The sequence below is a fragment of the Bacillota bacterium genome (assembly GCA_013178415.1).
Classification (GTDB): domain Bacteria; phylum Bacillota; class SHA-98; order Ch115; family Ch115; genus Ch115.
Map to the genome: position 1 here is coordinate 103486 of JABLXA010000007.1, position 26120 is coordinate 129605.

The following is a 26120-nucleotide window of genomic DNA, read 5'->3' on the forward strand; positions in this document are numbered from 1 at the left end:
GAGAACCCCCGCCCTAGTTTCACATAAAGGGGGCGCTGGAATATGTATGAGCTGGTTTCCAACAGCGAGGCATTGACCTACCTGCAGCTACCGGCGACGGTAGATCTAACACAGTTGATCACCAACATATCTGCCCGGATCGAAACTTATACAGGCCGGTGGTTTATAACCCGGCCCGTGGTGGATGTCCTTGACTCCGGCGGCGGGGGCATGCTGTTCCTGAGCCGGTATCCCGTGCAGGGGACCCCTACGGTGACGGACTTAACCGCGAATACGCAGGTGACAGACTTCCTGACATACAGCGGCAGCGGGATGCTGTATCGCGAGGGGGGCTGGGAGGCCGGCAGGCAGCGGTATCGGATAGAGTATCAGGCCGGTATATGCGCTGATGTGGCCACAGTGCCCGCGGATGTGAAGCAGGCGGCGCTGGAGTGGATCAAGGCCCGCTATGACCGGCGGGACCCGGCAATAAGGCGAGAGCAGTTAGGCGATTACTCCTATAGTGCTGATGAGCCGGACGGTATCCCCCCTGGCGTCAAGGCGGCGCTGTCCTTATGGTGTGTGCCGAGGGGGCATTGATATGCTCTCTGAACAACAAAAGGCGCTTATCTTGAACCATCTGGGGTTAGCAAGGTTTATGGCCCGAAAATTCCGGAATAACGAATATCTGAGTTACGATGACCTGCTTGGAATAGCTAATCTTGCCTTGGTGCGTGCAGCGGCGGCATTTCCGGAATCCGATGCCTGCAGAAGTGGCGTCCCTTTCAAGACTTTTGCCGCAAAGTATATGAGGATTGCGCTGCTGACAGCCCTTCGTGAGTCATTGCCGGTGCATGTGCCACAGGAGGCGAACCTACGGGCAGGCATTTTCAACCAGGCGGAGGCGGCGCGGATTGCGCGGGGGGACGACCGCATGAGTGATGCGGAGCTTGCCGCGACCCTGGGCTGGACGGAGGATCAGGCGCGAAGAATACGGCGCCTGGTGCCTGCGCTGCACGCTGGTATGTCTTTGGATGTGCCGGTTGAAGGCCCTGATGGTGACGAGGAACCTTTTGGTAATTTCTTTGAAGATCCTGAAGAAGACGTGGAGGCGGAGGTTTTGGACAGGCTAGCCCGCGAAGAAGAGCTTGAACGCCTGCGAGGGATCATTGCCGGGCTGCCGCATTCGATGAAATTGGCCATATCACTGCGTTTCGGTCTGCATACTCCCAAATGTGAGCGAATCACCATAGCGGAGGTGCTGAGCGTCTTTATCGGCATGGGCTGTGTTACATGCACGGCGTTAAAGAGGGTGAGGGAACATGCGGGCGTCGCGGGTGCAGGAGAGAGCAGAGGATATTCTTTGGACGATTGTTATGCTCGAAAGGGCGCTGCGGCAAAGGCGAAAGAGCGCCGGGGCGCGGACCTCTGGCGGCGTATTGCAAGCGGGGAAGAGGAAATCCCGATTTTATGCGAGCAGTGAGCAAGAACGGTATGTTATAGCGAATGAGCGGGACTTTAGGAAGGCTAAGGCGTTGATGGATATTCTCCGGCCAATTGAGCTAACCTGGCTGGAGGCAGTAGTGTTGCTCCATTATTATTTTCGCAACCTGACCTTAGAGGATACCGCGACTGCGGCAGGGGCGCATATTTTTGAGATCATGAAGGCCCGCGACTCATTGCTTACCAAGGTAGCTAGAGCGGCAGGCTATATAGGCGAAGATCAGGCGCTGAATCAATAGCGCATAGCCCGCTGGGGACTCTACATCCCCTGCGGGCTTTTTGTTGACTTCTCATACTAGTATGCTATACTGATACTAGTAATCTTACTGCTATTAGTGCAGAATACTAGTATGGAGGCGCAACCATGAAGAAGCGGGTAATGCTTTATCTCACCGATGATGACTCCCGCAGGTTATCCTCTCTGGCGAAAAAAGCGGGCATGTCTATGAATGCCCTGGTGGTATCCCTTCTATGGCAGGCCGATATGCCAAGACGAAAGGCAGGAGAAGCCCTGGAATATGTCTGCAAGCGGTGCGGACGAAAGATCTTGGCTGATGTCGCCGATGTGATGCCTCCCGATGAATGCCCTTACCCTGCGTGTGGCGGCGTGCTGGCTCCCACAGGACGGGGACTTACCCTCATAGTAGGGCGTATCGAATAGAAAGGGGAATGGGAGAATGGAATACAGGCGCAGGAATGCCAGGGAACTATATCGGTGCTTTCTTGACTTAGCGAAGGCCCGAGGTATCAGAGTGGTATTATATTCTCTGCCGAGCCCCATAGATGGGTTTTATCTGGGTGACAGAAATAGATGGCCAAATGGGTTAATAGTGCTGGAAAAGAAATTGAAGATTCGAGAGCGGGTATGGGTGCTTGCCCATGAGCTCGGACATTATTTCATGGACAAAGTGCTAAATATCGAAATTGGCAATATTTTTCTAAAGAGCGTGACTGACGAGGATAAGAAGCGGCGGGTTCAGATAGAGGCTGAGGCTGATGATTTTGCGCGGTGGCTTATTACTGTTTATGGGGGCGATGAGGCCTACTTCCCTCCAAAAAGGTCCTAAGGCGGGTGGATTTCGAGGCGATACGAAGAGGCCCCGGCAAACGCCGGGGCCTTCTTTTGCGTTTGGGATCCGGATTCTCCGCTACGCTGTTTTCATTTTCATCTACGGTTATGGCGACCGCAGGTATGGCATTGGGGATAAATTGGGGATAGTCTATTCAAAACTACCCCCAAAAACGACCTATGGAAACCTATGGCAGAGAGAAAAAATCTGGCAATACCAAGCATTTCAGCATGATAACCAATGGAACAAAACGGTAGGTTTCGCATTCCTAAACCGTTGGTCGGAGGTTCGACTCCTCTCAGGCCCACCAGTATTTCCAAGGGTCCCAGGGCTCAAAGGACTACAGCAAAAGAGATTACTATAGCAAAACATAAAAGGCCTCGGCACTCGCTGGGGTCTTTCTGTATCGCCTCGAAGTCCACCAGGTGGTTGGCGGAGGCTTTACCGAAATCGGCAAGATGCCCAAGTCGGTAGAATCCTTCAACACGTCGGCTACCGTCTGTTGCTGCACCGCACTTTTGCCATTGAGGAGCAAAACTTCAACCAACTTCACGGGGACATCCTCCGCCTCAGCTATTTGCTCCGGGGTGCGACCACGGGAGGATTGGTCGAGTACCGCTTTTTTCAGATTTGAAATTTCCGGTCCTTTTTCGCTGACCCGTCGCTGATCCCAACTCACTTGACTGACTATCGCCTCCTGCGTCCGCCCCAGCAGGAGCAGCCACCAGGACGCACCAGAATGTCCTACAATGGCCGTCAGGACATCCGGAATTTATCATTCTGAGTGCGGGGGTTCGAGTCCCTCCGGGCGCGTCAGTATTCTCAAGGGCTCCGGGCTCTATAGAGCTATCACAAAACGCAGTTTGACAGCAAAATGACAGCAAAACATGAAAAGAGGCCCGGCACATGCTGGGCCTCCATAATATCAATTCCCATCCTCCTATGACGTGGGGTTTCATAAAACCTTCTCTAAGGGCTTTCTCCTCAGTTTCATAAGTCTCCCTCTTATTTCAATTCGCGGCTGAACGTTACGAGACCGGGAGTATGGCTATCACGAGCAACCTGGACTTCTCCCGGTGAGAGGAGGTGTCTGGCGATGCCGCATCGACGACGGCTTTATTAGACTGGCACACGCATCGTGCACATATCCTGGTCTTCAAGGGGGAATCATATCGGTTTCGTGAGAGCCAGCGACGAGCCCAGGGGAACGGTTGAAATCGGAATATTCACCTGTCAGGGTGGTCAATTTTTTCGTTATCGCGGTGGTTAACTTTCTAATTGATAAAAGCAACGGGTGGCAGCGGAAAGCCTGGCCTTTCGACCGGATACAAAAAAGGGGAAGGAGTCGCCGAAGAACGGTGCCCCTTCTCCCTAGACCCCTTCCACTTCATACGGACGCTATTGTCCCCAGTATTAAGTGAGAACCATTTTCTTCTCCATTATCGGCAGTTATTCCGGTATCCTCGCTGACATTTTGTACCGGAATCGACACCTGACTACGGATGCGCTGGCGGGAGAATACGGGGCGACTCATAGCTGTCAACTCCGCGGCCATTTGCCGTGCATTACCACATCCGTGTGTCTCATTCCTTCACCACCGTTACAGCGCCAGCCACCTCTGCGCCCTAATACCCTTCAAGTCTCTTACTTCCCTTTCGTCCCCATTGATAGATTATCTACCGGTCGTTGCAGTAAAGTTTCAGCTTCTCTTGTGCAGGATTTTGACAACGTCAAGGAGATAAAGAGGGCCATAGCAGCTCAGGGAGTAGTATGCTCTTGTCAAGGAAGATAATGGAAAATAGCAGAAATAAGCAGGGGGAAGCATGCGTTTTCATGGCGAGAGAGGGGCTCTGATCATGGAGGGTGAAAAACTGTAATATCCAACCAGGGTATTATTGTAAACACGATTCTTCCATCGGGGAAGGCACGAGTTGTAACAGGGGTTCCCGAGCATATCCCTAAGGGGCCTTCGGCGCACATGTGCCACATGTGACCGCAGGATGTCCCTACGCCTTTCCTAATTGCCGCAAGATCTACCTTCGGAACGAATGAACTGAGTTGCTAACGGATTCTCCACGCTTCATCCAGCATGGCCAAATAGTTCCCGGGCGGGACAAAGTGGGCAATGCTATTACCCGAACCGAAAGCATATCCCCCTTCATTCCCCATCTCATTCATTAGAACGCGTGTATAATGTCTTATCTCCAGTTCGTTGCTCCGACAGAGCCTGTCCACATCAAAGCCCCCCAGGATAGCTATTCTATTGCCATACTGTCTCTTGGCCTCTGTTACAGGTAAGATAGTATCTTGGTAGGAATGTTTAGCATCTATGCCGACATTTTCTATAATATCATCCATTATAGCGGCAAGATTCCCACAAGAATGCAGTATGCATGGCTTACCTGCATCATGGGCAATCTGTGCCAACCGCTTGTGCCAGGGAAGAACGAATCTCCTCAGGCTTTCAGGACTAATCAGGGTTTGAGTATTGAAGCCCATATCATCACTTATGACTACAGCACCCACCTGCTCTATATCGGCCATGCCCTTATACATAGCCTCATAGAGGGCCCCCAAGCGGTCGAATATTGCCTCCACAAGTATCGGATCATCGAATATCAGATAGCAAAGCTGCTGATAGCCAACCAATTTTTGAGCGGTCTCAAAGATCCCTCCTATTTGCCCTATAATCTTCATGCCATCAGGGAGGATTGGTATTACCGTTTCGAACTCAGAATAGTCTATGGACGTAATAGCAGGCCATGAGTAACTCTCGAAGCTCCGCCAATCCTTGATGGGATACTCACTCCTTGTATCTATCAGACTTCCTTTCACCATATCCAAACGTGGCCAAGCTGGCACATAGTCATAACCGGCCTTATAGTAGAACTTTACCGTCGAAGCGCGATCCGGGAATTTCTCCCCGGTGACTGCCTCCATGATTTCCAAACAGTTCGTAGAAAGGTATTCTGTCGGGCCTTCCGTGGCGCCTGAGGACCTTTAGCAGGCGGTCAAAGTTCGGATTAGGCTTAATTACTGTATCCTCCAAGATTTTCAGCTCTGACATATTCGACTACCCCCATATTGTCTATGAAAGCCGTTCGGAAGGTCACGACTACTTTCGATATTTTAACCCTGTCATTCCTCTCCTCCTGGTTTAGCTCGATACACCCCCGGTTACCGTAATTAGATACAGGGCCATTGAAATCAATCGACATGTGCCACAATTCCCCGGAACCACCAATGGCGCCTCGTACAAGCTGTCCCCTGTTGTTACTCCTCCGCCGACCCCCCGGTTCCTATAGTAAAGCACACGATATCACTACAACCTCGTCCAGCCCCGAAGGCGTGCTCCCCTAAGGCTGCGGCATTGGCATCGTTCTCTGTGCATATTGCAGGTGGCTCCTTCCCTCATTACCCGGGCATCTCTTTGAGGACCTTTTCCAGATCTGCAAGTCTATCTGGTGGACCCTTTCAAGACAATCGAGGACCAGATCGGAATGCTTACCCCCTGCCATCCGGGTAGATTCGGAGTCGCGAAGATCATCGTTCCGTTCCTAAGGCCCACCTGACTCGCACTTGCTATTCCTTTAGCGGAGATGTTTGGCTGTTAATCCAAAAGCTTTCTTAGGCTCAATGCAAGATTTGTGGATATGTTCTTGAGCCCCCGGCTGCGTCGGTGCCAGCCTATGCTCTGGCTAGGGCCCGTCCGTTAGGGGCAATAAAGCCTGCCCCTATTCTGGTTCCGCCAGTATCCACCGCCTATAATGCATTTCTCGTTATGTTTATCATGAAGTTTTATCTATAGCTCAACCGCCTGCGCAAATCGCCTTATGATATTTTGGGGGCGCATTATGGCTCCGCCACCTATCACCCCGTAAGCACCCAGATTTATCGCTCTTTGAGGTGAAGCGGCATGGATTCCATCTGGGTGTAGCCCTACACGAGCTTGTAAGCGTCATGTGTTGCTGCTACCTTCTCCAAGAGCTCTCCTGAAAGGGCATATGGATTCCACATGGCTTCGGCCAGGAGGGCGACCGGTAGCCACATCTTCTCCTCCCAGACTCCATCCTCCACAAGGCCAAGTACGGTGCTTCGGGCTGGTTTCGCTTCCGCGATCGCTCTTATTGTTTCAAGCACACATCTAAAGTTTTTGCGCCATCCCACTTCAACATATCTCCAGCGGGGCATCTTCTCCTCTGCCCGCCTAGCTATGAATTCGGGATCATCTTCGCCGAGGATAAATTGCCCAGGCTGATGCTCGAAATTCGCCCAATCGAGGTTTGTCATACCCTTTATCACTATCCCTACTTTTTCCTTTTCGCCTCTAAGACGGGCAACACGCGACGTGTAGTCTACCGCAGATTCATAACCCTCGATGACATTGGGTTCGTAGGAGTACGGAAAGACAGGTCCTGGAGTTCCTATATTTTCCCACACCAGGTCTATCCGCTCATCTATCGCCCCAAGCTTGACGTAATTCTCCCTTATAGATGTGGCATGTACACCGAACTGCACCAAGATGTCTGGGTACTTTCGGAATAGCTCCCGGCCTATATGGTTCACCCAGTCGGCCGCAAGCTCTGCTATTGGCCTTGATCCGATGGTCATATCATCTGTCTCGGTAAATATTTGAAAATAGATACCATCACAGCGGGTGTCACGAACCTCCGTCTCATATTTTTCCATAACGCGAGCTGTCCACTTTTCGAGCTCCTCTGATTTCGTTGGATCAACTTCCTCTCCCCACGACCATGAGTAACCCCATATAACCTTTATACCTCTTTCATGAGCATATTCGATGATCTGCCGGGCATTGAGGGGAACAAAGTCATTCCAGATCACAACCATGTTCATCTTCCAGTGGCTCAGGTGATCTAGATATCGTTTATAATCATAGATCACGTGTCCCCAGGTCCAGAGCCCACGGTGTTTGATGATAGGGGCTCCCTCCAGGCTGACCTTATCGAATTTATCAATGAATGGCTGGCGCAAAGGGACCCCGCAGGAGCTCAGCACAGCAAATCTGTCGTAGATATAATGCTCGAAATCCCTGACGGCATAAAGGACGCCGTTTTCATCGGAGCCTGTTAAGATTACCAGTTGTCTATCAGTCCTGTCTGGGTTCTCTGTTATGCGTACGGAGAAAGCCTCGGTTTTCGCTTCTTTGGTGCTGACTATCCCAGCATCCTGAAATCGCCGCACCAGCGGATTGGTGTCCCTGGTTCCTAGAATAACGAGGTTGTGCTGCATAACCTCATCAGTCACGCAACGGCCGTCTACAACCCTGACTAGATAGGGTAGGCTCTTTTGGACAAGCTGATTCACTTCTCTCAACGCATATCCCTCGACCCCTTCGGAGCTCCCGTAAATAACCACCCAGTCCTGTGTATGATCTCTATTCATTCGCTGTTCCTCCCTAGGAATCTTTGTTATTCGCTGTCTAACTTGACATCCGCTGAACTGAGAGCTGTGGCGAATGCTTCTATAATGGGACCTACGACCCAGCCTGGCCAGATCTGCTCCCCCTCCTTGTATGTGGGATCTGATACTGCCATTTCGCGGGAACTCAGCGCATATTCTCCCCACCACCCTCCGGCGGGAGGCTGCACTTGAGCTAGCCAGGTTGCATTACGGGTAAATGATTCCGTGAATACTTTGTCACCCAGAAGAAGGCAAAGTGAGAGGAGAGCCTGGGTAGCAGGCGCCTCTGAATAGAGCATATAAACAATGCTTCCGTCGTCCTGGTGTCTGAGGACGAACTTGGCGGAATTTTGTGCCGCGTTAAAATACCTCCCGTCCCGGGTAACAAGATGCAGCTTGAACAGGGCGCTCGTAGCGGCTCCGATCATGTCAAGCTCTATCGCCTTCATCCATTCTCCATGAGGGCTGCTTTTCCGTCTATACCAGGAACCATCCTCGAGCTGCTCGCTCACCAGCCAATTTCCCGGTGAAACGGCCCTATCAAGTAACTTCTAGGCTCCCAGGAGTTCATAAGCTTTCAAGAGTCCAGAGATAAAGTCGGCTTTTACGTCAATGAATATCAAATCTGAATCCTGGTTGAACAAGTAGACCGCACGATCTTCATCGAATTCGAATCTTAGAAGCTTTTCCATACTCTCAAACCACTGGAGTTCCTGCAGGGGTTGTATAAACCTCTCCTCGCCTGTGAGTCTGTAGGTGGCAATCAGGCCAAGGACCACGTCAGCCTGGTTATCAGCGCGCAATGTGGGCATAAAATCCTTGAGGCCCTGGCTGTAGATACGGATGTTCCCGCTATCATCCATAGAGTTGAACAGCCACTGAGCTGCCTTAAGAAGACATTCCCTCATGAAATTACCCATTTTCCCCTACCTCCTTTATGCAGAAGGTTACTGTCTCACCAGGCGTGTAGGGGGCACTTGGATCCAAACACTGCACATAGCCGCTTGAGGCATTCGGATGGGCAAGCCCGAGTTCATGCGGCCTTACACCACTGCTGAGGGCCACAACCCAGGGCATAACGGAGCCCAAGGAGTGAACGCATATATTCTTCCTCGCAGAGGCTTCTATCCTGTATCCATCCCGAAGGATAAACCTGTCACCAACCGAATAGACCGGGCATTTCCCCTTAACTGATATCACTTCGACCATAAGGTCCTTCAGTCCCATGTCTAAAGGCCTCCTCCCTTTTGGCGCTTCGCGAACCGAGAGTGAAATTGTAGACCATTCCATGGCCTATAGGAAACATGCTGTGGCTGGCCAGTTGGCAACCACAGCATGTCATAGCCACCCTGAGAACCTCGCTCCCGTCTACTTGGCTCCCCTATCAGCTATTTCGCGCCCTTTATGAAATACTGTTCGGGACACGTATAGCCGGGGCTTCCCAGTATGGATGTATCCCACCTTGCTACTTCCGGGACGTTCCTGAAGTTATCTTTAACTACGCCAATTACTGGCCACTCTCCGACAGCGCCTATTATGGGAATGTTCTTCACGTAGAAACCTACCAGCTTGTCTATCAGGGTCTGCCTTTCTTTCTTATCAATTGTAACGCTGATCTTTTCGTATAGCTCCGTGAGTTCTTTTATCTCCTTGGGAGGCTCTTCTCCACCCTTTCCTTTCATCGCATACCACGCCCCCCACAGGGGAGCCCAGGCACAGGACTGGCTCATGGGGATCCAAGTATCTGGTGTAAGCAAGGGGTTTGTGAGTCCTACTCCTATACCCCAGTAGCTTATATCTTGTTCCCCGGCCTGCTGGCGAGTGGTGTAAAGGGACCTCTCCTCTGTCTTTACCAGGGCCTTTATGCCTATCTTCTCCCAGTAGTTCTTCACAAGCTCGCACTCATCCACTATGTCGGAATACCCGGGGTTCTCAAGGGTGATCGTCAATGTCTTGCCGTCAGGACGCAGCCTGAATCCATCTTTCCCTCTTTTGTCAAGCCCCATCTCATCCAGAAGTTTGTTGGCCCGCTCGGGGTCATACCTGGCATAGCTCTTCTCCCACTCTTCGGAGTAGAGGGGGCTACCATTAAACGGGGATGCCTGCCGCGGTTCACCTAAGCCCATATAGAGAAGTTCATTCATCTCCTCCCTGTTTATTGCCAGGGACAGAGCCTGTCTGAACCGCGGATCTTGGACGATCTTCCTCATTGTAAGGTCCTTATTGTTGAGATTTACCATAAATCCAAGAGTGGACCCGGTCTTCCATCTCAGCACCCTGTAGCCAGCCTTTTTGCTCTCCTGTATAAAGAGGGGATAATTCTTGATAAGCATGTGCCGCAGCTGCATATCAACTTCCCCAGCTATGGCCTTCATATTGGCAACCTCAGTGTTCTCAACTAGGTCGAATACAACACGGTCGATATATGGCAGTTGGTTGCCCTTAGGATCTACCTTCCAATAGTAGGGGTTACGCTCTACTATCATTCTCGTGCCGCGGCCTGGGGGTACAGTGACTTTCCAGGCGTTGATCACAGGGAGCTCTGGATTAGTCCCGCGGGTTGCCTTATCGGTGAAGAGCTGATACCAATCCTCAAAACCTGCTTCCTTTACCATCTTGTCAAGCTTTTCTTTGGATGTGTACTTCGGGTGAAACTGCATCAGATAGTGCTTTGGGGCGAAGGGGGTTTGCATGGACAGATAGTCTAGGATAAGAGCATGGGGTTTTGCGAAGGAGAACGATACGGTATAATTGTCGATTTTTTTAACCTTCCCGAGAGCGTTATCTATCATAAGCCAGGTAGGCTTGGATGGAGTAAGATCGTTATTGAGGATTATGTCCTCATACCAGAAGAGGATATCATCAGCTGTGAAGGGCTTCCCATCGGACCACTTCATATCCTTACGGAGTTCCACGATCAGCGTCTTACCATCGTTTGAGAATTTCCATCCCTTTGCTACATTGGGTTCGATCTGGGATGGATCCTTTCGGTTTCGTCTGAAGAGCGGATCGTAGGTAATGGTGTAGAAGTTCATAAGATCTGACGGCCCCAGGTAGACTCTGTGCCAGGTGCCTCCATACTCGCCTATCTCTTCGACTGGCTCGACCACCAGCGGTTCCTGGGGCAATCTCTGCGCTACAGGAGGTAGCTTGCCAGATTGAACCAGGCTTTTGAGCATCGGTGCATCATTATAGCTTCCCGCTCCATAGGCCAACGCGACACTGGAGAAAATTAGCAATATTAGCAGAACCGCAACCAGATTCAAACGTCTCATTATCGTTCCCTACCTTTCCTAAATATGCTCGTAGGCCCCCAAGCGTTCAAATCTTCAAGTTCTCCCAATGTCGACTCTCAAACCGATAGTCCCAATACAAATCATCAGTATCTACCGGCTCTATCACCTCCTTGCAGGCGAACATGGATGGCATCTATAGACCCCGCCATGATTTAGTAGAGCTTATCAGATACCGCTTCAGCTGTTGCCTTCACAGTAGAGACTGCCCTTTCATGATTTGCCATCATGACCCCAATAAATAGGATGTCCATAACATGGAGCTGGGCAATTTTGGATTTGAGATTCCCGCTCTGGAGTGGCGCTTCTCGTGTGGCAGTGATCAGTCTTATATCAGACACTCTGGTTATGGGGGACTTAGCAGCGCTAGTGATACAGATAATTGTTGCTCCGCGCTTCTTTGCCACTTCCAGGGAGTGTATGACGTCTATGGTGCTACCAGTCTGAGAGAACCCTACTGCTACATCTCCGTGCTCAAGCGTGGCAGCAGCCATGGCCTGTAGGTGGGAGTCATTATAGGCATCGCATAAGATTCCAATTCGGAGAAATTTATACTTGGCGTCTTCTGCCGTGAAACCCGAAGCACCTACACCGTAGAAATGCACCCTACGAGCACGGACTATAGCGTCAACCGCTTTCCTAAGCTCATCAATGCTCAGGAGTTCAGCTGTTTGAGAGATAACCTCCATATTAGCCCTAGTGGTTTTCTGGACCATGGTAAGAAGAGAATCCTCGGGGGTAATATCGCCCTGGGGGCCAGCGTCCCCCAGGGAAGAGATATCCCTGGATGCCACGAGCTTGAACTCGTGATACCCCTTAAAACCGATGGAACGACAAAATCTGATAACTGTAGACTCCCCTACCTCGCAGATATCTGCGAGTTCCGTAATGGATTGGTAGATAATCTCCGGCAGGTGATCCACCACATAGGAAGCTACCTTTTGTTCGGCAGGCGACAATGAAGAGTATGCACTCTTTATAAAGGGAATGATACTCTTTGCATTAGAGACATCTGGTATGTAGGTATTCTGCCCCATATGTCTCTCCCGGTGTAAATCTACATTATATCCATCGCCAATGAAGCTTTACTTCATGTTATAACATATGTTAAATGGATTTCAAGCAGGATGAGGTAACGCCATTCACCCCGAAAGTCGATAGAGGGGAAGGAAAGGGCAGCTAAGGGTAAAATCAGGGTAATTTCTTTAAATAGCTCTACTTGGCTACTCAATGCAATGATTAGAAATTCTTCGAGTTGAAGACCCTGGTCTATGCGGAATCCGATCGTGATTCTCGGGGAAGCATGATACAGTTCAGCCATGGCACAGGGTACATGCAGTTTTTGTGCTAATAAGAGCAGGAAAAGGAGGTGAGATATTTCGAGTGTAGGGACGCAAACGAGATGGTATACTCCTCGAAAAGGCCTGTAGCTGGTCATTTGAGAGGGGTTTATATGATGAGGAAACGTGAAAATGTCATCCAGGAAGTAGCTGCTGTAGCGGAGAGGCTATTACGTAAGATAGCGGCGCAGAAGCGCACGGTGGATCTGCATGACATAGAGATGACCGTGAGAGAAGCCAGTTCAGCGATTGACAGACTTTTGCTCAAGGGCGCAGTTGATGAAGTGGGCACCGGATATAGTGGGAGCAAGATTCGTTGCGAGTGCGGGGGTAAGCTCAAGTTTGTGGGCAATCGCCCTTTCGTAGTGACGACCCTAAGCGGGGAGGTGAGAATTGAGCGAGCGTATTATCACTGCGACCGTTGTGGGGCTTCGAAGGTGCCCATTGGTGAACAACTGAAGCTCTCGGGAAGTCATTTTAGCGAGGGAGTCATAAACAATCTCAGTTACTGCTGCGCAGAGCTGCCGTTTGAGCCGGCATCGGAGCTTATGGGCCGACTTACGGGGATATACGTATCCCCAAAGGAGGCACAAATTCTCTCAGAGAGCATCGGCAAGGAGACGGGCGAGGAGCTTGATGAGCAGGCGGAGGTTGCGATGAAGGATGGGCTTGATACGGATGCAAGGCCCGAAAGGCTCTATATGGCGATAGATGGTGTCATGATAAATGAGCAGGATGGTTGGCACGAAGCGAAAACGGCAGCGATTTATGATGCGAAAGAGCAAATTAATGCTGATGGCAGTAAGGAAGATGTTGCGAACGAGATAACTTACGTTGCCCGTGGGGGAAGCCCGGACGAACTCATAGGTTATATTTCGGTCGAGGCACAGAGACGTGGTGTGGAATATGCCAAAGAGCTGATAGTCCTTGGTGATGGAGCGGCATGGATTTGGAACATGGTTAGAAGCTACTTTCCGGGAGCGATCCAGATCATAGATTGGTATCACGCATCGGAGCATGTATGGAGATTAGGCCGGGTTCTCTGGGATGGGGATGAGGAACGGTGCAAGTGCTGGGTAGAAGAACAGCTTGAGGTTCTAAAGGACGTCAGGGTTGAGGATCTCATAACCAAACTCGCTGGCATAGTTGGTTTATCAGACGAAGCTGCGTCCGAGCGTGACAAGCTTATGAAGTATTTACAAGACAATCGAGACCGGATGAGATATGACGAATACCGGGCCAAGGGGTATCACATCGGTAGCGGCGTAGTGGAGAGTGCGTGCAAGCATGTTGTACAAATGAGGCACAAGAGGTCGGGGATGCGTTGGAGCGCTTCAGGGGCGCAGGAAGTGCTAAACCTCAGGGTTTTCCTCCTGAACGGCAGGTGGGATGACTTCTGGCGAAGAAGGAGGCAAGAAGGGGTTTCAGATAGCCATATGCTAGCAGGCTCTACAAAAGCAGCCTGACATGCCACTATGGTGGAAAGGTTGGAAGTGCCTGTGTGCCACAATCGCTACATGCACCCCTTAATCCCCGCAGACTTATGATATAGTGGAGTCGACTTGGAACCAGGATCCGTCATGACCTGGAGCGTCAGGCTCGCTTCTTTAAGGACGTTCAACGCGGTCCACGCGCAGCCCCCAAACGAGACCCGGTTCGGGAATTGGTGGTAGCCCTGCGCAAGCAAAATCTTTCCGTTTGCAGATGTGCATGAGCTGGACCTTTCTCCCCGGAAATTCCGAACGGCCTTTGCCGGCTTGTTCCTGTTCGTGCCGCTGTTGTGCGAGGTCAATCTCCAAGAAGTGGTCGAGTCCGCTTCCCTGCCTGGAAGTCAGATGATCCCGGCCGAACACGCTGTCCGTACGCTCTTGGCATTAAAGCTCTTGGGCAAAGAACGAACCAGCCATGTGATGGAAATGGTCTTCGACCCCGGCATCGCTTTGTTTGCTGGCCTGAATGTTGTTCCGAAGCGTTCTTTCCTCTCTAGTTACAGCGCCAGGGTAGACCCACATGCTAACCTTCTCCTGATGAGCAAGCGGATGCGATAAACTTCTTTCATTTGGACGCACTATCGTCAATGGTAGGACCAAAAGTGGATTTTGACCTGCAACTCACGCTCATGGTCAGTTCCCTCTACCGGATTATGGCCCAAAAGATTGGACGGGAGTACAGGCGGGCCACAGCGAAAACCCTTTTCCGAAAGCTGTTTGATGTCACAGGTCAGGTGAACATAACGGAGTCTATGATTACTGTAGAGCTTGCAAGGCGAGCTCATAACCCATTACTGGTTGCTGCTGGCCTTGTTCCTCAGACAATTAAGGTCCCCTGGCTTGATGACAAGATCCTGCATATCAAATTGGTTTGAACTGGTTGGCAGTCTGTTTTGCATATAATGGCAGATGTTAGCCCAATTAAATTACCGTGGAAATCGAGGCTAGGGCAAAATATCCCAGCCAACCATTCAGGTATTGATTTGTCCTCCGGATACTGTTAGACGGCAAATTGTTCTAGCACCGCAAAGTCAGATTAAATTGGTATGAAATTCGCGGATGTTTGTGGTCAGACTCATCTTCTACGGTTGATTTCGCGCAGCGCCCATAAAGATGCTGAGGAAAACACCGAGGATGGCGGAATGCTCCCCCAGGAATCTGATTATCGTCTCCCTCGGGACATCCTCCCACCCACACGTCGAGCAATCCAAGCAGAAGAAAGATCGGAGGAATCACGCTCAGCATCTCCGCGAAGTTGAAATATGTATTACTGAATATCTTTCGCCCTGTGGCGGGATGTAGGATGAGTATTGCGACATCGATCTGTACCAAGCCGGCCCACGTCCTATCTTCATGGGTCACCATATTGCCGTGGGAGCGTAAACGTTATAGAATATAATCGGATAGAGATATGTTTATATATTGGTTGTGCCAGGATCTTCTGGCACCCGGTAAACAGCGGTCCGAGGTCAAATGGGGATTACTTCCCGGCTCCCGGAGACGGGGTATCAGAAAGCTAAAGGGGTGATAATCATAGGATCTATTGAACAAGTCGTTCGAGCCTTGCAAGCTCTGGGGCAAGATATGAGGCTTAAGATCCTCAAAGTATTGGCAGCCGATAGTCACTGCGTATGTGAGCTTGAGAACATCTTTGGGGTCAGCCAGCCTGCCATATCTCACCACCTTGGCGTTCTTAAAGATGCTGGCCTCGTGGAAAGTATGCGGGAAGGCCAGTGGATATTCTACAAGATAAACAGGGCGGGCATTGAGAACGTCCTGCGCCTGCTGAGCAACTTCCTCCTGGACTCGGATATGGACCAATTTCCGGAAATAGCCGAGATAATGAGCAGGGTTGAAGAAATCAAAAAAAATCCCCGTGCTGTATGCAGACGGACTTCAAGGGGTTGACTGCTGTGACCGGGACGGAGGGATGCGGTATGAAGAGGAAGATCATGTTTCTATGTACTGGTAATTCCTGTAGAAGCCAGATGGCTGAGGGGTTTGCCAGGGCACTGTTCGGGGATAGTTGGGAGGTTTATAGCGCAGGGATCGAGCCTGCCGGCGTCAACCCCAGGGCTATTGAGGTTATGCGCGAGGTAGGGATTGACATCTCGATGCAGACCTCGGACCCCATCGAATCCAGGCTTCTTAGGGAGATGGACCTGGTGGTGACCCTCTGCGGCGATGCTGAAGAGAGGTGTCCAGTAACACCACCATCTGTAAGTCGCATTCACTGGCCGCTGCCAGACCCGGCCAGAGCAAAGGGTTCAGAAGAGGAAATCATGGCTGAGTTTCGCAAGGTGAGGGACGACATAAAAAGGCGAGTTGAGGACCTTCTTAGAGGACTCCCATAAGATGATTATTATGCGACCCAGGGGACGGAAGGAATCCAGGACGAGGAGTGACCAAAGGTGATGCAAAATGCAAAATGCATAATGCATAATGCATAATGCATACATGATCCGTTCCCCAAGGATCAAGACACTCGCGCATCCTACCCGCCTCAGATTGTGAATCTACTACTGAATAGGCCTTGAATTGATTGGAGGGAAAGGAATGTCCGAACAGACTGTCACGCGGCTTTCTCTTTTGGATCGTCTTCTGACTCTGTGGATCTTTCTGGCTATCGCGGCGGGAGTGGCGCCTGGAAGCCTGTTTCTCCAACTCCCGGACCCCCTCAACCGCCTTTCGTTTGGGACGACATCGTTACCATTGCCATCGGCCTGATAGTGATGATGTATCCCCCTCTGGCCAAGGTGCGGTACAATGAGTTATGGAAGGTCTTCCGGAACGGTAGGGTGCTGGCGCTCTCCCTCGTCCAGAATTGGCTAATCGGCCCCATACTTATGTTTCTGCTGGCCGTTACTTTTCTCTGGGGATATCAGCAATATATGATCGGCCTTATCCTGATAGGGCTTGCGCGGTGTATCGCAATGGTCATCGTCTGGGACAGCCTGGCCCATGGCGACGCCGAGTATGCTGCGGCGCTTGTGGCTTTCAACTCCATCTTCCAGGTGCTTTTCTACTCCGTTTACTGCTATATTTTTATCACAGTTCTTCCAAGGTGGTTGGGCCTGGGCGGTATGGCGGTCCGCGTCTCCATCGCCGAAATCGCCCGCACTGTGGTCATTCACCTTGGCATCCCGTTTGTTGCCGGATTCCTCACTCGAGCCATCCTTGCGCCGTCCAAGGGGCAGGAACGGAGAGGTATTCCTGGAGACTCTTTTGAACGTGGATCAGCCAGCCTCCCCATGAACAAGATGGTCCCTGAACGGAGATCGCGAATCATGAAAATGAATGGTCGGTCCGCGCGGAAAACAGGCGGTTTATCCAGCATGATCGATTTGGTTCCCACTGCAACAGCTGTGGCGGCAGCTGCTTCGGTGCCTTCCTCATTGACTTCGACAAATGATTGATGGATTACCTTGCTTATGAATATACCTTGGCGAGATGTGGTCATGCCGGAGAAATCAGCTGTATTCTCATCGAACGCATCTATCATCCCCAGGTCTTGCAGTGTTTCGTTCAATATGAACCTCTCCTCCAGCTTGAACCTCGGCAGGAAGACCTCAACTTCTCTCCTCGAGAGTTGGGAAAGCCAAGATCGCATGTTCTCAGGATCCAGTATGCCCTCAAGCTTTGCCAGTTCATATTCAGGTTTCGGAAGTAAGATGACCATTGACAGATCTCCGTCCGTGTACGGCATCTCCAGGAGCTGAATCCGGTTGTTTTCCGCATAGTTGAATTCCGCGGCCTTGTGCATCGTGGGGACGTCTACTGTCTCTTCTGGCGCGATATGGAACGGCATAAGCCTAGTGGCCTCGGGCTCGAATGGTCGTTCCCATTGCCCTTTGAAATAAATCGCATTGGTCAGAACAAGTCGCGTAAGTCTGGTGAGATCACCAGGTTTGATCAAATCCTTTATTTTGTCATTGGTCTTTGATTCCACCCACTTATTGATCGACCGCCTGGTTTGCTCGCGGTTTTCGTCATCCGTGTAGTCAACCTCCTTGAAGCCTGCCCCATGGTATTTGTTAGTTATATCTAGGAACTCTTGGCGAAACTCGTAGCCAATCTGCCCCCATAGCGCATTGGCTACAGAAAGGCAATAACTTTTTCCAGGAGCATTGAACATTTCCGTAAGATCCGAAAAAGCGGGATGGAGTCTCTCCGGAGCCAGATCTAAATGCAGTACATCAGCCATCTGCTCAGCGGTTTCCCCACGCGCGCCCGCATATGTCATAGCCAGTGCGGATGAAATGCTATATGGTGAGAAGAAGAGGTTGCCCTCGTTCTTTGCCAGTTGCTTATAGAGATCGATGGCGAAGGTATTATTTCCAACAACGATAGAATCGATATCTGCCTTATCTATGGCGGACACTCTGATGCCAAGACCAGAAAATACCGCGGCTAGGGCGCACACTAGCAGCAGGGTACCTCCCAAAATCAAGGATCGCCTTTTCATCTTTTTACAACCTCGCTTTCAACCTTTTGCCATAGATCGAAGGGCTGTATAAACCTCCTTCCTCATACTAGGCCCAATCGATCATGGCGATGGCTTCGCCGTCATTCAAGATGGCTGCTGGTTCCCTGTTTTTGGACATGTGGCGCTCTCTCCACCTTTAACACCCTAATAGACTATTCGCATTTCCTTGTGTTTTCCCTACCGAGGGAATTCTCCTTTCCCAGGTATATTTTGGTTCTATGGATAGAAAGGAGCATGAGAAACATATGTATTCCATTCTCTTCCAACAGCATTCGCCCTCATATTCGAATCACCTTGCCATATCGAGCTGCGCCCGATACAGCCTATGATAGGCTCCCTTAGCCTTCAGTAGCTCTGAATGTGTGCCGCGCTCGATGATTCTGCCTGAATCGATGACAAGTATTTGGTCTGCATTGAGTATCGTAGAAAGACGATGCGCAATCACAATGGACGTTCGCCCGCGCATGAGTGCCGCCACGGCTGCCTGGACCTTCCTTTCCGTCATTGTATCAACATGGGCCGTGGCCTCGTCAAGTATAAGGATACGAGTGTCTGCGATGAGCGCTCGAGCGAAGGATAGGAGTTGCCTTTGGCCGGAAGAGAGATTTGCACCCCTTTCAGTTAGAACCATATCCAGGCCGGACTCCTTTTCCCTAAATAACTCCTCTAATCCCACTGCAGATAACGCATTCCACATCATATCCTCTGTCGCCTCGGGATTGCCGAAGGCTAGATTTTGCCTTATGGTTCCCGAGAAGAGGAATGGGTCCTGGAGAACTAGTCCTATGAGTTTTCGGTAAGCACCTAGCTCCATTTGAGAAATATCTGCCCCATCCAGGAGTATCCTTCCTTTCTGCGGCGCGTAGAACCTCAATACAAGGTTGATAATGGATGTCTTGCCGGAGCCTGTATGTCCGACCAATGCCACGGTCTGCCCGGGCTTTACATTGAAGTTTATATCTTCAAGCACCCAGTCAGGAGCATCTGTGTTTGGATCATTATCATAGGCGAACCATACATGGTCGAATTCCAAATTCCCGGAAACCTTCGATGGCACCGGGATGGGATCACCTTGGGGACGCTCTGGCTTCGTGTCCAGGATTCTTTCTATCCGCACGGCTCCCGCCATGGCCCTCTGAATTATCCTGTATGCTTGAGAGAGCCCCCGGAGTGGACCGAAGCAGGTCCCTTGATAACCTAGAAATGCCACCAATGTGCCGGCAGTCGTGGTTCCCTGGAGAACCCACCGCCCTCCGAACCAAATGGTGAGCGCTGTGCTGGTTATCCACGCGAAGTCAACTATGGGCCAGAAGAAAGCGAATATGGAGGTCGCGCGGATTCCGGCTTGAAGCAGGCCGTCATTTGCCTTTGCGAATTTATCTCCAAACCGTTTCTGCGCTCTGAAGGCCTGAATGACTTTCATGCCGGAAATTCCCTCTTGGGATGTAGCGTTTACCACTGAGGCCTGTTCGCGTACATTGTCTTCAGCCTTATCTATCTTGCTGCTCAAAAAAGTCATGGCAAAGATAACAGGAATCAGCGTAAACACTGTGATAACTGTAAGCCTCCAGTCAAGCCAGATCATGAGGGCCAGATAGCCTGCTAGGGTCAATGTATCCATCACCATGCCTACAATCGCGCTACTTACGAGATCAGATAATGCGTCCACGTCACTGGTGAGCCTAGTCACAACCTTGCCCACTGGGATGCCGTCAAAGTATGATACCGGTATTCTCTGCAGGTGTTCAAAAAGGTCTTGACGCACACGAAAAATGGTATCCTGACCCACCTTGGCCATGAATCTTACCCTCAGGGCTATAAATAGGTTCATCAAGGCAAGGATCGCAAGGGCCAATAGCCCCAGTTTCCAGAGTCCTACGAGATCTCCTCTGGCTATATGCATATCTATGGCAATCCGACTCAGGTAGGGCATGATTATAGAACCAGCTGAGCTTGCCATCATGAACAGCAACGCTGCGGCCAGTCTACCGGTGTGAGGCGCTAAGTATGGCAGAAATCTCAGAAGACTTCTCCAGTTCCTTCCTGTAGCTTCTACTGGGTTGTCTGATATACTGCTTGACACAGCGCATCACCTCCGCGGCTTAGTGCCTCGTCATGCCATTGCTTTGCATCCCCCATCTGGACGTCATAGAGGGCCTTGTAGGCGCCCCCAAGGGCCAAGAGTTCATCATGTGTACCTCTTTCGACGACCATCCCGCCATCCATAAGGAGAATTTCATCAGCCATCATGGCAGAGCTTACTCTTTGAGTGACGATGACGACCGTCCGTCCCTTGAATAACTCATTGAGCGCCCGGCGTAAAGTGGCCTCGGTTTTCATATCTAGGCTTGCCGAGGAATCATCGAGTATTATGATAGGCGGGTCTACAAGGAGGGCGCGAGCGATAGCAATGCGCTGCTGCTCTCCCCCAGAGAGCCCAAGCCCCCTCTCACCGATGATAGTCTCATACCCGAGCGGGAAGGCGGAAATAAAATCATGAGCTTGTGCTACCCTTGCTGCCTGCTCAATCAGAGATTGTGGAGCATCAGGCTTGCCGATGGCTATATTCTCCCGCACAGTATCAGAGAAGAGGAAATTGTCCTGGAATACAAATCCGATGTTGCGACGCAGCGTTTCAAGGGACCATTCCCTTACATCCACTCCATCAATGGTTACTCTCCCTGCAGTGGCGTCATAAAACCGCGGTATAAGGTTTGCAACAGTGGTCTTACCTGAGCCTGTAGGGCCGAGAAGGGCGACTGTGCGGCCCGGAGGCACATCGAGGTTGAAATCAAGGATGGCTGCCTCATCACTATCTTGATAGTTGAAACCAACCTTCTCAAATCTTATGTGACCCGCGATCCGATCTGGCATAAAAGGTTTGTCAGGCTCGGGCATCGAATCTGGCTCCCCCAGGACTTTGTAGATTCTTGCAGCTCCAGCGGATGCGCGCTGGACAAGCTCGGCCAGCCACCCGATTTGCCTTATTGGCCAGATTATCATCCCTGCGAACGAGGTGAAAGCCACGAGCGTCCCAAGGCTCATCTGGTGGTTTATCACTTTCATCCCGCCGGCTATGAGCGCGATGAGCCCTGTGGCTGCGCCCAGAAAGTCGAGGGTAGGGTGGGTGAGGGAATTAAGTCTTACGACATCCAGGTTCGCCTGATAGACCTTGGCGTTTTCCCTGCCGAATCTTTCTCCTTCTTCATATTCACGAGAAAATGCCTTCACAACTCTGATACCTGAGATATTCTCTTGCGCAGCAGAGTGCAGGCGACCAGAGTATTCTTGAACCTTTCGATATATGGGACCAATGCGGGCGCCATAATACATGGTCACGATGAATATCAAGGGGCATAGACTGAGGACAGCTATAGATAGGATAAGATCAAGGCGTAGCATCGCTATCAGCATTCCGACAGTCTGGATCATATTTACCACAATAATAAGAACCACAAAACCCGTGCCATCCCGGACGGCATCAACATCCCTAGTCAATATGGACATGAGGTCTCCGGTTCTGTTCCTGTCGAAGAAAGGAAATGGCAAATAGAGGAGTTTCTGAAATATGAGAGATCTCAGGTCTCGACCTATGTAATTTCCGGTGTTCTCCTGAAAATAGATCTCAGTATAGATTCCGACAGCCCGAATGAAGGCAAGGGCCACAAGCCAGAACCCAATTCGAGTAAGAGTGCCCATAGCTTGATCTGCGCCCTTCCCGATCACGTCAAAAGCTGACTTCATCAGCATAGGCACCACTATGATCGTTCCCCCGTCTATGATCATTCCGGTAAGAGCCGCAAAACGCCGCCACCAGTGACGTGGGCCAAGCCAGAATGCTTTCCAAAGGTACCGCATAAGCATGCCTCCCTATGCTATAGATCGCCATGTCCGGGATCGGAAGGTAACATCGCCATACAGCCGCGCAGTTGCCAGATGACCGCATATGGTCATGTCCTGTTTTGAATTCGGGTTTGGGGTAACCCATATATTCGCATGAAATCAGGCACACAAAAATGCGGGTGGCATATACCACCCGCATCGAGATCGCTGGCATGTTCCCCGAAGAGTTATTTCGGGTCTATAAGGAACTTTCGCGGAGCAGATGGCATGCCTGGCCTTCTTCTGCTGAGATCAGACGCGGGACTATCCGACGCCCTTCTAAATGTAGTGGGGCTAAAGCGCATCGGATTTGCCAGCTGATGAACCATCTGCATCATCCAAACGCTCCTTTATTCGGCAAGATTACCGATTTTTATAAGAAGCAGCAATTTGATTCTACTATGCCAGATAATCCTCGTCAATAGTTTTTGCGGGTCGCAACAGGAGGGATTGACATGTTCATTAAACGTTCATGGGATCCGAAGGTGAAAAATCCCAAAATACATAAGCAACCCGAGTTTGACAACCCGTTTGGAATAATCCCTGCTAGATCGGCATTTTTCGACTAAAACCCCATCTTTTGTGGTCGAATCAATGAGCCAAGCCTCCCTAGTGTTCCACATCCAATTCTAACATCCATAACCCCCTGGACTTAAAAAACTTTTTGATGGATCTCCAAATATTTACTTGTACCTTTTAAACCCCAGTGATATCCTTGATAGTAGTCGAATTCATAAGGGGGTCTCCAGGATCATGTTCCTCAAGAAACCGTCAATAGAACTCCAGATGGAGGCTACAGGAATTACTACACCCTCGTCAGGTCTGTCAGGGTTGACGGCATCCCAAGGCATGAGACCTTGATCTACTTCGGAGCACTGTCCGACGCAGAAGCTCAGGGTATACAAAATGCCATAAACACCCCCAAGAACCCTGACATCTCATTCGTCGGCGTGACCAAGTTCGGCGCGTCCACGCACTATCAATTCCTGGAACTGTGGTTGCTTCATTGGGTGTACATGTCCTGGGGACTCCATCAACTCCTTGGCAGGATCAAATATGCTGAACTCCTGATCCTCAACAGGGCTGTCGATCCAACCAGCAAGATCGGCGTCTTCGAGTGGGCGCCCAAAACTGCTTGCCCGGCATTTCTTGGCGTTCCTAGTTCAGCTGATGTGGATTTTGAGAAATATCGGGACCTTGACCGGCTATCCAAAAAACAGGATGAGATAATGACATACCTGTATCATGCCCTGGAAAGCAGAGGGCTTTGCAATGATTCCACCTTTCTCTACGACATGACGGCAACATTCATGGAAGGCGCCAAGTGCCTGATAGCAGGGTATGGACATTCTCCCGGCGGGAAGGCCGGGCACAAGCAGATAAAGATAGCGCTCGCCGTCACAAGGGATGGATATCCATTTTACTGGGAGGTGTTAAATGGCAAAACCGGCGAAAAGACCACGATTAAACACATGGTTCTTCAGCTCAAGAAGCTTTTCGGGATCAAAAGCTGCACCTTTGTCTTCGACAGGGGAATGGTGTCGGAAGGGGATTTCAAGATAATTGAATCAGCAGGGTGCACATATCTTGGCGCCATTGTATCCGATACTTTGAGGTCAGAGCAGTTCCTAGGGCTTGCCCAGCTTGCGAATATAGACCTCGACAGGTGCAGAAAATTGGCCTTTGACCTCGCAGAGGCTGAAGATTTGACGAAAGTGAACATTCCAGAGGAACTGGATGGGTTCAGCATTCATGAGAAGGCGAGGGTATTCTATAGGACATACAAGAGGTGCAAGACCCGGTATATAGTCATTTTTAACCCAGAGCTTTGCGTCACGAGGAAAGAGAACAGGAACCAGCGGATTGAAAAGGCGAAGGCGGAGATAAGGGAGTTGAATAGCGAGCTATCGGAGGCCGCAAAGGATAGAAAGCTCGGACCCGTTGAAACCAAGGTCAAGGATATTTTTTAAGCAATTTGGAACTAAAGGGCGTGTATGAGGCGGTGATTGATAACGTTACGATACAGAGGTCTCCAAGCCCTGATAAGGGATCGAAGTCCATAAGCTCCTTCAGGGTTGAGCTCGCAGTGAACCAAGAGAAACTTTCTCTCATCGAGGCTTATGATGGACTTTACTGCCTATACACGGATTTGTCGGAAGAAATTCTATTGTAGAACAGGCAATCGAGGTATACCGCAAGAAAGCCACAATAGAAGATGTGTTTAGGACCATTGGGTCAGATGTCAAGCTTCGCCCCGTATGGGTGAGAACAGAGGATCGGGTAAAGGGGCATGTGACGGTATGTGTTCTGGCGTATCTTCTTCTTAACTCGTTAGAACACCGGGTGAAAGGGTATCCCACCAAGTATCAGACATCAGACTCGATAATTGAGAAGCTGTCGAGGTGTACAATAGACGAGTATCAGTTCCCTGGGATAGAGAGGCCAATAAGGACGATGACCAAACCCACGTGTGATCAGATAGAGCTGTTTGAAGCCTTGGGGCTGAAGGATATTCTGCTGCCCCGCCACATAGATCCGATATTGAAGAGCGAAAGCTTCATAAACATAGATCCTCCGGCTGAGAACTAATAATATCTGGATGGATGCTCGACGGCGATGAAGTCGTACTCGTGGATCAGCCGGGCTGAGAACTAATAATATCTGGATGGATGAGGTGTAGTCAAAGGTTATTAAGGGCCGGTTTGGAAAATCCCATACCACAGGCATTTTTTCGCGCCATATTGTCAAACTCGGGTAGCTATGAGTCGCTCATATCGATCATCGTTATTCTTTAGATGACAAGACCGGTTGCTTGAGGAGAGCGTGCTGCAGCCTGCTCATATCGATCATCGTTATTCTTTAGATGACCCAAGCCCTACGGCAGCCCCCCCTTAATCCTCGCGATCACTTTGTCGTCGACCCCCGGTAGCGCATTTTTCCCGGGGGGTCGACGACAGAAGGAAAATCGTCAGGAGCGTCGAATTTACTGTGAGAAAGGGCAGATAGGCATGTCACGCATATGTGACGCCGACCAGCCCTGCTACAGAAAAATCCCTGCTAAAACAGGTTTTTAGTCTACCTATGAGGGATGGAAACAAAGTAGTCAAGGAGCAGGCACGGGCCATTATCGAGTTTTTAGTCTACCTATGAGGGATGGAAACATATTCCACCAGCCACGAGCGGCCTTGGGAGCACCAGTTTTTAGTCTACCTATGAGGGATGGAAACATAGCCCAACCAACAGAAATAACATAAGTAAATTCCGTTTTTAGTCTACCTATGAGGGATGGAAACTAACCTTTTCGCAGCCCCTCAAGAAATCGCTGCGAGTTTTTAGTCTACCTATGAGGGATGGAAACCTCTTCTTGCCCATCGTCAGTCCTCCCCGCCAGTGGGTTTTTAGTCTACCTATGAGGGATGGAAACCACGATATGGGCAGGAGGACATGGAAGCATGTCCTAAGTTTTTAGTCTACCTATGAGGGATGGAAACATCCTCACGCAGGTGCCATGGGATGTGTTCGAGGGGTTTTTAGTCTACCTATGAGGGATGGAAACGCGCATGATCTCCACAGATATGGGGAGCCATTTCCAGTTTTTAGTCTACCTATGAGGGATGGAAACCCCTCGACTGCGTAAAGATCTTCGGCTCCCT

General features: G+C 50.5%; 24 protein-coding genes, 2 pseudogenes and 1 CRISPR repeat array (1 of these 27 running past the window's edge). Of the genes and pseudogenes, 13 read left to right on the forward strand and 13 right to left on the reverse strand.

Annotation, left to right across the window (positions count from 1 at the left end; genetic code table 11):
* Positions 1–42 precede the first annotated feature (42 nt).
* The 5 genes from HPY52_07880 to HPY52_07900 all read left to right on the forward strand — a co-directional run bounded on the left by HPY52_07880 (position 43) and on the right by HPY52_07900 (position 2549).
* On the forward strand, positions 43–579 hold the full coding sequence (locus HPY52_07880; protein ID NPV80182.1) for a hypothetical protein: 537 nt from the start codon (positions 43–45) through the stop codon (positions 577–579).
* 1 nt (position 580) lies between these two features.
* Entirely contained in the window at positions 581–1462 is an 882-nt protein-coding gene (locus HPY52_07885; protein NPV80183.1) for a hypothetical protein, read from the forward strand.
* A 52-nt stretch (positions 1463–1514) separates the two neighbouring features.
* Complete coding sequence (locus HPY52_07890) at positions 1515–1721, forward strand: hypothetical protein (GenBank protein NPV80184.1); 207 nt, start codon at positions 1515–1517, stop codon at positions 1719–1721.
* Between the two features lie 125 nt (positions 1722–1846).
* Entirely contained in the window at positions 1847–2143 is a 297-nt protein-coding gene (locus tag HPY52_07895) for a hypothetical protein (protein NPV80185.1), read from the forward strand.
* Positions 2144–2159: 16 nt separating this feature from the next.
* Positions 2160–2549, forward strand: coding sequence for an ImmA/IrrE family metallo-endopeptidase (locus HPY52_07900; protein NPV80186.1), 390 nt, complete (start codon positions 2160–2162; stop codon positions 2547–2549).
* Between the two features lie 361 nt (positions 2550–2910).
* Here HPY52_07900 and HPY52_07905 read toward each other — a convergent pair whose 3' ends face one another.
* The 10 genes and pseudogenes from HPY52_07905 to HPY52_07950 all read right to left on the reverse strand — a co-directional run bounded on the left by HPY52_07905 (position 2911) and on the right by HPY52_07950 (position 12306).
* The gene (locus tag HPY52_07905; GenBank protein NPV80187.1) at positions 2911–3231 is read right to left on the reverse strand and encodes a hypothetical protein; all 321 of its coding nucleotides are present in this window, start codon (positions 3229–3231) and stop codon (positions 2911–2913) included.
* A 1382-nt stretch (positions 3232–4613) separates the two neighbouring features.
* Positions 4614–5501, reverse strand: a complete 888-nt coding sequence (locus HPY52_07910) for a uroporphyrinogen-III decarboxylase-like protein (protein NPV80188.1) — start codon at positions 5499–5501, stop codon at positions 4614–4616.
* Positions 5502–5709: 208 nt separating this feature from the next.
* Positions 5710–5945 (reverse strand): annotated as a pseudogene (locus HPY52_07915) (ROK family protein).
* Between the two features lie 409 nt (positions 5946–6354).
* Positions 6355–6474: a hypothetical protein gene (locus HPY52_07920; GenBank protein NPV80189.1), complete on the reverse strand. Its 120-nt coding sequence runs from the start codon at positions 6472–6474 to the stop codon at positions 6355–6357.
* 17 nt (positions 6475–6491) lie between these two features.
* Positions 6492–7958 (reverse strand): hypothetical protein, encoded by a 1467-nt coding sequence (locus HPY52_07925; GenBank protein ID NPV80190.1) that lies wholly within the window; start codon positions 7956–7958, stop codon positions 6492–6494.
* Positions 7959–7984: 26 nt separating this feature from the next.
* Positions 7985–8425, reverse strand: coding sequence for a hypothetical protein (locus HPY52_07930; GenBank protein NPV80191.1), 441 nt, complete (start codon positions 8423–8425; stop codon positions 7985–7987).
* Positions 8426–8527: 102 nt separating this feature from the next.
* A complete protein-coding gene (locus HPY52_07935) occupies positions 8528–8896 on the reverse strand; it encodes a hypothetical protein (GenBank protein NPV80192.1) in 369 nt (122 codons plus the stop codon).
* Positions 8889–9203, reverse strand: coding sequence for a TIGR04076 family protein (locus HPY52_07940; protein NPV80193.1), 315 nt, complete (start codon positions 9201–9203; stop codon positions 8889–8891). Before HPY52_07940 ends, HPY52_07935 begins: the two co-directional genes overlap by 8 nt.
* A gap of 161 nt (positions 9204–9364) precedes the next feature.
* Positions 9365–11251 carry an ABC transporter substrate-binding protein gene (locus HPY52_07945; GenBank protein ID NPV80194.1) on the reverse strand — a complete coding sequence of 629 codons (1887 nt, stop codon included), beginning with the start codon at positions 11249–11251 and terminating at the stop codon, positions 9365–9367.
* Between the two features lie 173 nt (positions 11252–11424).
* Positions 11425–12306: a MurR/RpiR family transcriptional regulator gene (locus HPY52_07950; protein ID NPV80195.1), complete on the reverse strand. Its 882-nt coding sequence runs from the start codon at positions 12304–12306 to the stop codon at positions 11425–11427.
* A 416-nt stretch (positions 12307–12722) separates the two neighbouring features.
* Here HPY52_07950 and HPY52_07955 point away from each other — a divergent pair, with 416 nt between their 5' ends.
* The 6 genes and pseudogenes from HPY52_07955 (at position 12723) to HPY52_07980 (ending at position 17299) form a co-directional block, all read left to right on the forward strand.
* Positions 12723–14075, forward strand: a complete 1353-nt coding sequence (locus HPY52_07955) for an ISKra4 family transposase (protein NPV80196.1) — start codon at positions 12723–12725, stop codon at positions 14073–14075.
* Between the two features lie 240 nt (positions 14076–14315).
* The gene (locus HPY52_07960) at positions 14316–14657 is read left to right on the forward strand and encodes a hypothetical protein (protein NPV80197.1); all 342 of its coding nucleotides are present in this window, start codon (positions 14316–14318) and stop codon (positions 14655–14657) included.
* Positions 14658–14686: 29 nt separating this feature from the next.
* Entirely contained in the window at positions 14687–14974 is a 288-nt protein-coding gene (locus HPY52_07965; protein NPV80198.1) for a hypothetical protein, read from the forward strand.
* Between the two features lie 598 nt (positions 14975–15572).
* Positions 15573–16007, forward strand: coding sequence for a helix-turn-helix transcriptional regulator (locus HPY52_07970; protein ID NPV80199.1), 435 nt, complete (start codon positions 15573–15575; stop codon positions 16005–16007).
* 29 nt (positions 16008–16036) lie between these two features.
* Positions 16037–16453, forward strand: a complete 417-nt coding sequence (gene arsC / locus HPY52_07975; protein NPV80200.1) for an arsenate reductase (thioredoxin) — start codon at positions 16037–16039, stop codon at positions 16451–16453.
* Between the two features lie 202 nt (positions 16454–16655).
* A pseudogene (locus HPY52_07980) lies at positions 16656–17299 on the forward strand (arsenical-resistance protein).
* On the opposite strand, the gene HPY52_07985 reads toward HPY52_07980, so the two are convergent.
* From HPY52_07985 to HPY52_07995, 3 genes are all read right to left on the reverse strand, one after another.
* Complete coding sequence (locus tag HPY52_07985; GenBank protein NPV80201.1) at positions 17230–18564, reverse strand: serpin family protein; 1335 nt, start codon at positions 18562–18564, stop codon at positions 17230–17232. The pseudogene HPY52_07980 and the gene HPY52_07985 overlap by 70 nt on opposite strands.
* 310 nt (positions 18565–18874) lie before the next feature.
* The gene (locus HPY52_07990; protein NPV80202.1) at positions 18875–20668 is read right to left on the reverse strand and encodes an ABC transporter ATP-binding protein; all 1794 of its coding nucleotides are present in this window, start codon (positions 20666–20668) and stop codon (positions 18875–18877) included.
* Entirely contained in the window at positions 20638–22443 is a 1806-nt protein-coding gene (locus HPY52_07995) for an ABC transporter ATP-binding protein (protein NPV80203.1), read from the reverse strand. Before HPY52_07995 ends, HPY52_07990 begins: the two co-directional genes overlap by 31 nt.
* Positions 22444–23324: 881 nt before the next feature.
* On the opposite strand from HPY52_07995, the gene HPY52_08000 reads away from it, so the two are divergent.
* Positions 23325–24437, forward strand: a complete 1113-nt coding sequence (locus HPY52_08000) for a transposase (GenBank protein ID NPV80204.1) — start codon at positions 23325–23327, stop codon at positions 24435–24437.
* A gap of 163 nt (positions 24438–24600) precedes the next feature.
* A complete protein-coding gene (locus HPY52_08005; GenBank protein ID NPV80205.1) occupies positions 24601–25056 on the forward strand; it encodes a transposase in 456 nt (151 codons plus the stop codon).
* Between the two features lie 477 nt (positions 25057–25533).
* A CRISPR array of direct repeats spans positions 25534–26120; the repeat unit is 30 nt; unit sequence GTTTTTAGTCTACCTATGAGGGATGGAAAC; it runs 2351 nt beyond the window's last position.

Coding starts and splice junctions, on each gene's coding strand:
- HPY52_07880 (NPV80182.1), top strand. CDS start 43: ATGTATGAGCTGGTTTCCAACAGCGAGGCATTGACCTACCTGCAGCTA.
- HPY52_07885 (NPV80183.1), top strand. CDS start 581: ATGCTCTCTGAACAACAAAAGGCGCTTATCTTGAACCATCTGGGGTTA.
- HPY52_07895 (NPV80185.1), top strand. CDS start 1,847: ATGAAGAAGCGGGTAATGCTTTATCTCACCGATGATGACTCCCGCAGG.
- HPY52_07900 (NPV80186.1), top strand. CDS start 2,160: ATGGAATACAGGCGCAGGAATGCCAGGGAACTATATCGGTGCTTTCTT.
- HPY52_07925 (NPV80190.1), bottom strand. CDS start 7,958: ATGAATAGAGATCATACACAGGACTGGGTGGTTATTTACGGGAGCTCC.
- HPY52_07930 (NPV80191.1), bottom strand. CDS start 8,425: ATGAAGGCGATAGAGCTTGACATGATCGGAGCCGCTACGAGCGCCCTG.
- HPY52_07935 (NPV80192.1), bottom strand. CDS start 8,896: ATGGGTAATTTCATGAGGGAATGTCTTCTTAAGGCAGCTCAGTGGCTG.
- HPY52_07940 (NPV80193.1), bottom strand. CDS start 9,203: ATGGGACTGAAGGACCTTATGGTCGAAGTGATATCAGTTAAGGGGAAA.
- HPY52_07945 (NPV80194.1), bottom strand. CDS start 11,251: ATGAGACGTTTGAATCTGGTTGCGGTTCTGCTAATATTGCTAATTTTC.
- HPY52_07950 (NPV80195.1), bottom strand. CDS start 12,306: ATGGGGCAGAATACCTACATACCAGATGTCTCTAATGCAAAGAGTATC.
- HPY52_07955 (NPV80196.1), top strand. CDS start 12,723: ATGATGAGGAAACGTGAAAATGTCATCCAGGAAGTAGCTGCTGTAGCG.
- HPY52_07965 (NPV80198.1), top strand. CDS start 14,687: ATGGTAGGACCAAAAGTGGATTTTGACCTGCAACTCACGCTCATGGTC.
- HPY52_07970 (NPV80199.1), top strand. CDS start 15,573: ATGGGGATTACTTCCCGGCTCCCGGAGACGGGGTATCAGAAAGCTAAA.
- arsC (NPV80200.1), top strand. CDS start 16,037: ATGAAGAGGAAGATCATGTTTCTATGTACTGGTAATTCCTGTAGAAGC.
- HPY52_07985 (NPV80201.1), bottom strand. CDS start 18,564: ATGAAAAGGCGATCCTTGATTTTGGGAGGTACCCTGCTGCTAGTGTGC.
- HPY52_07995 (NPV80203.1), bottom strand. CDS start 22,443: ATGCGGTACCTTTGGAAAGCATTCTGGCTTGGCCCACGTCACTGGTGG.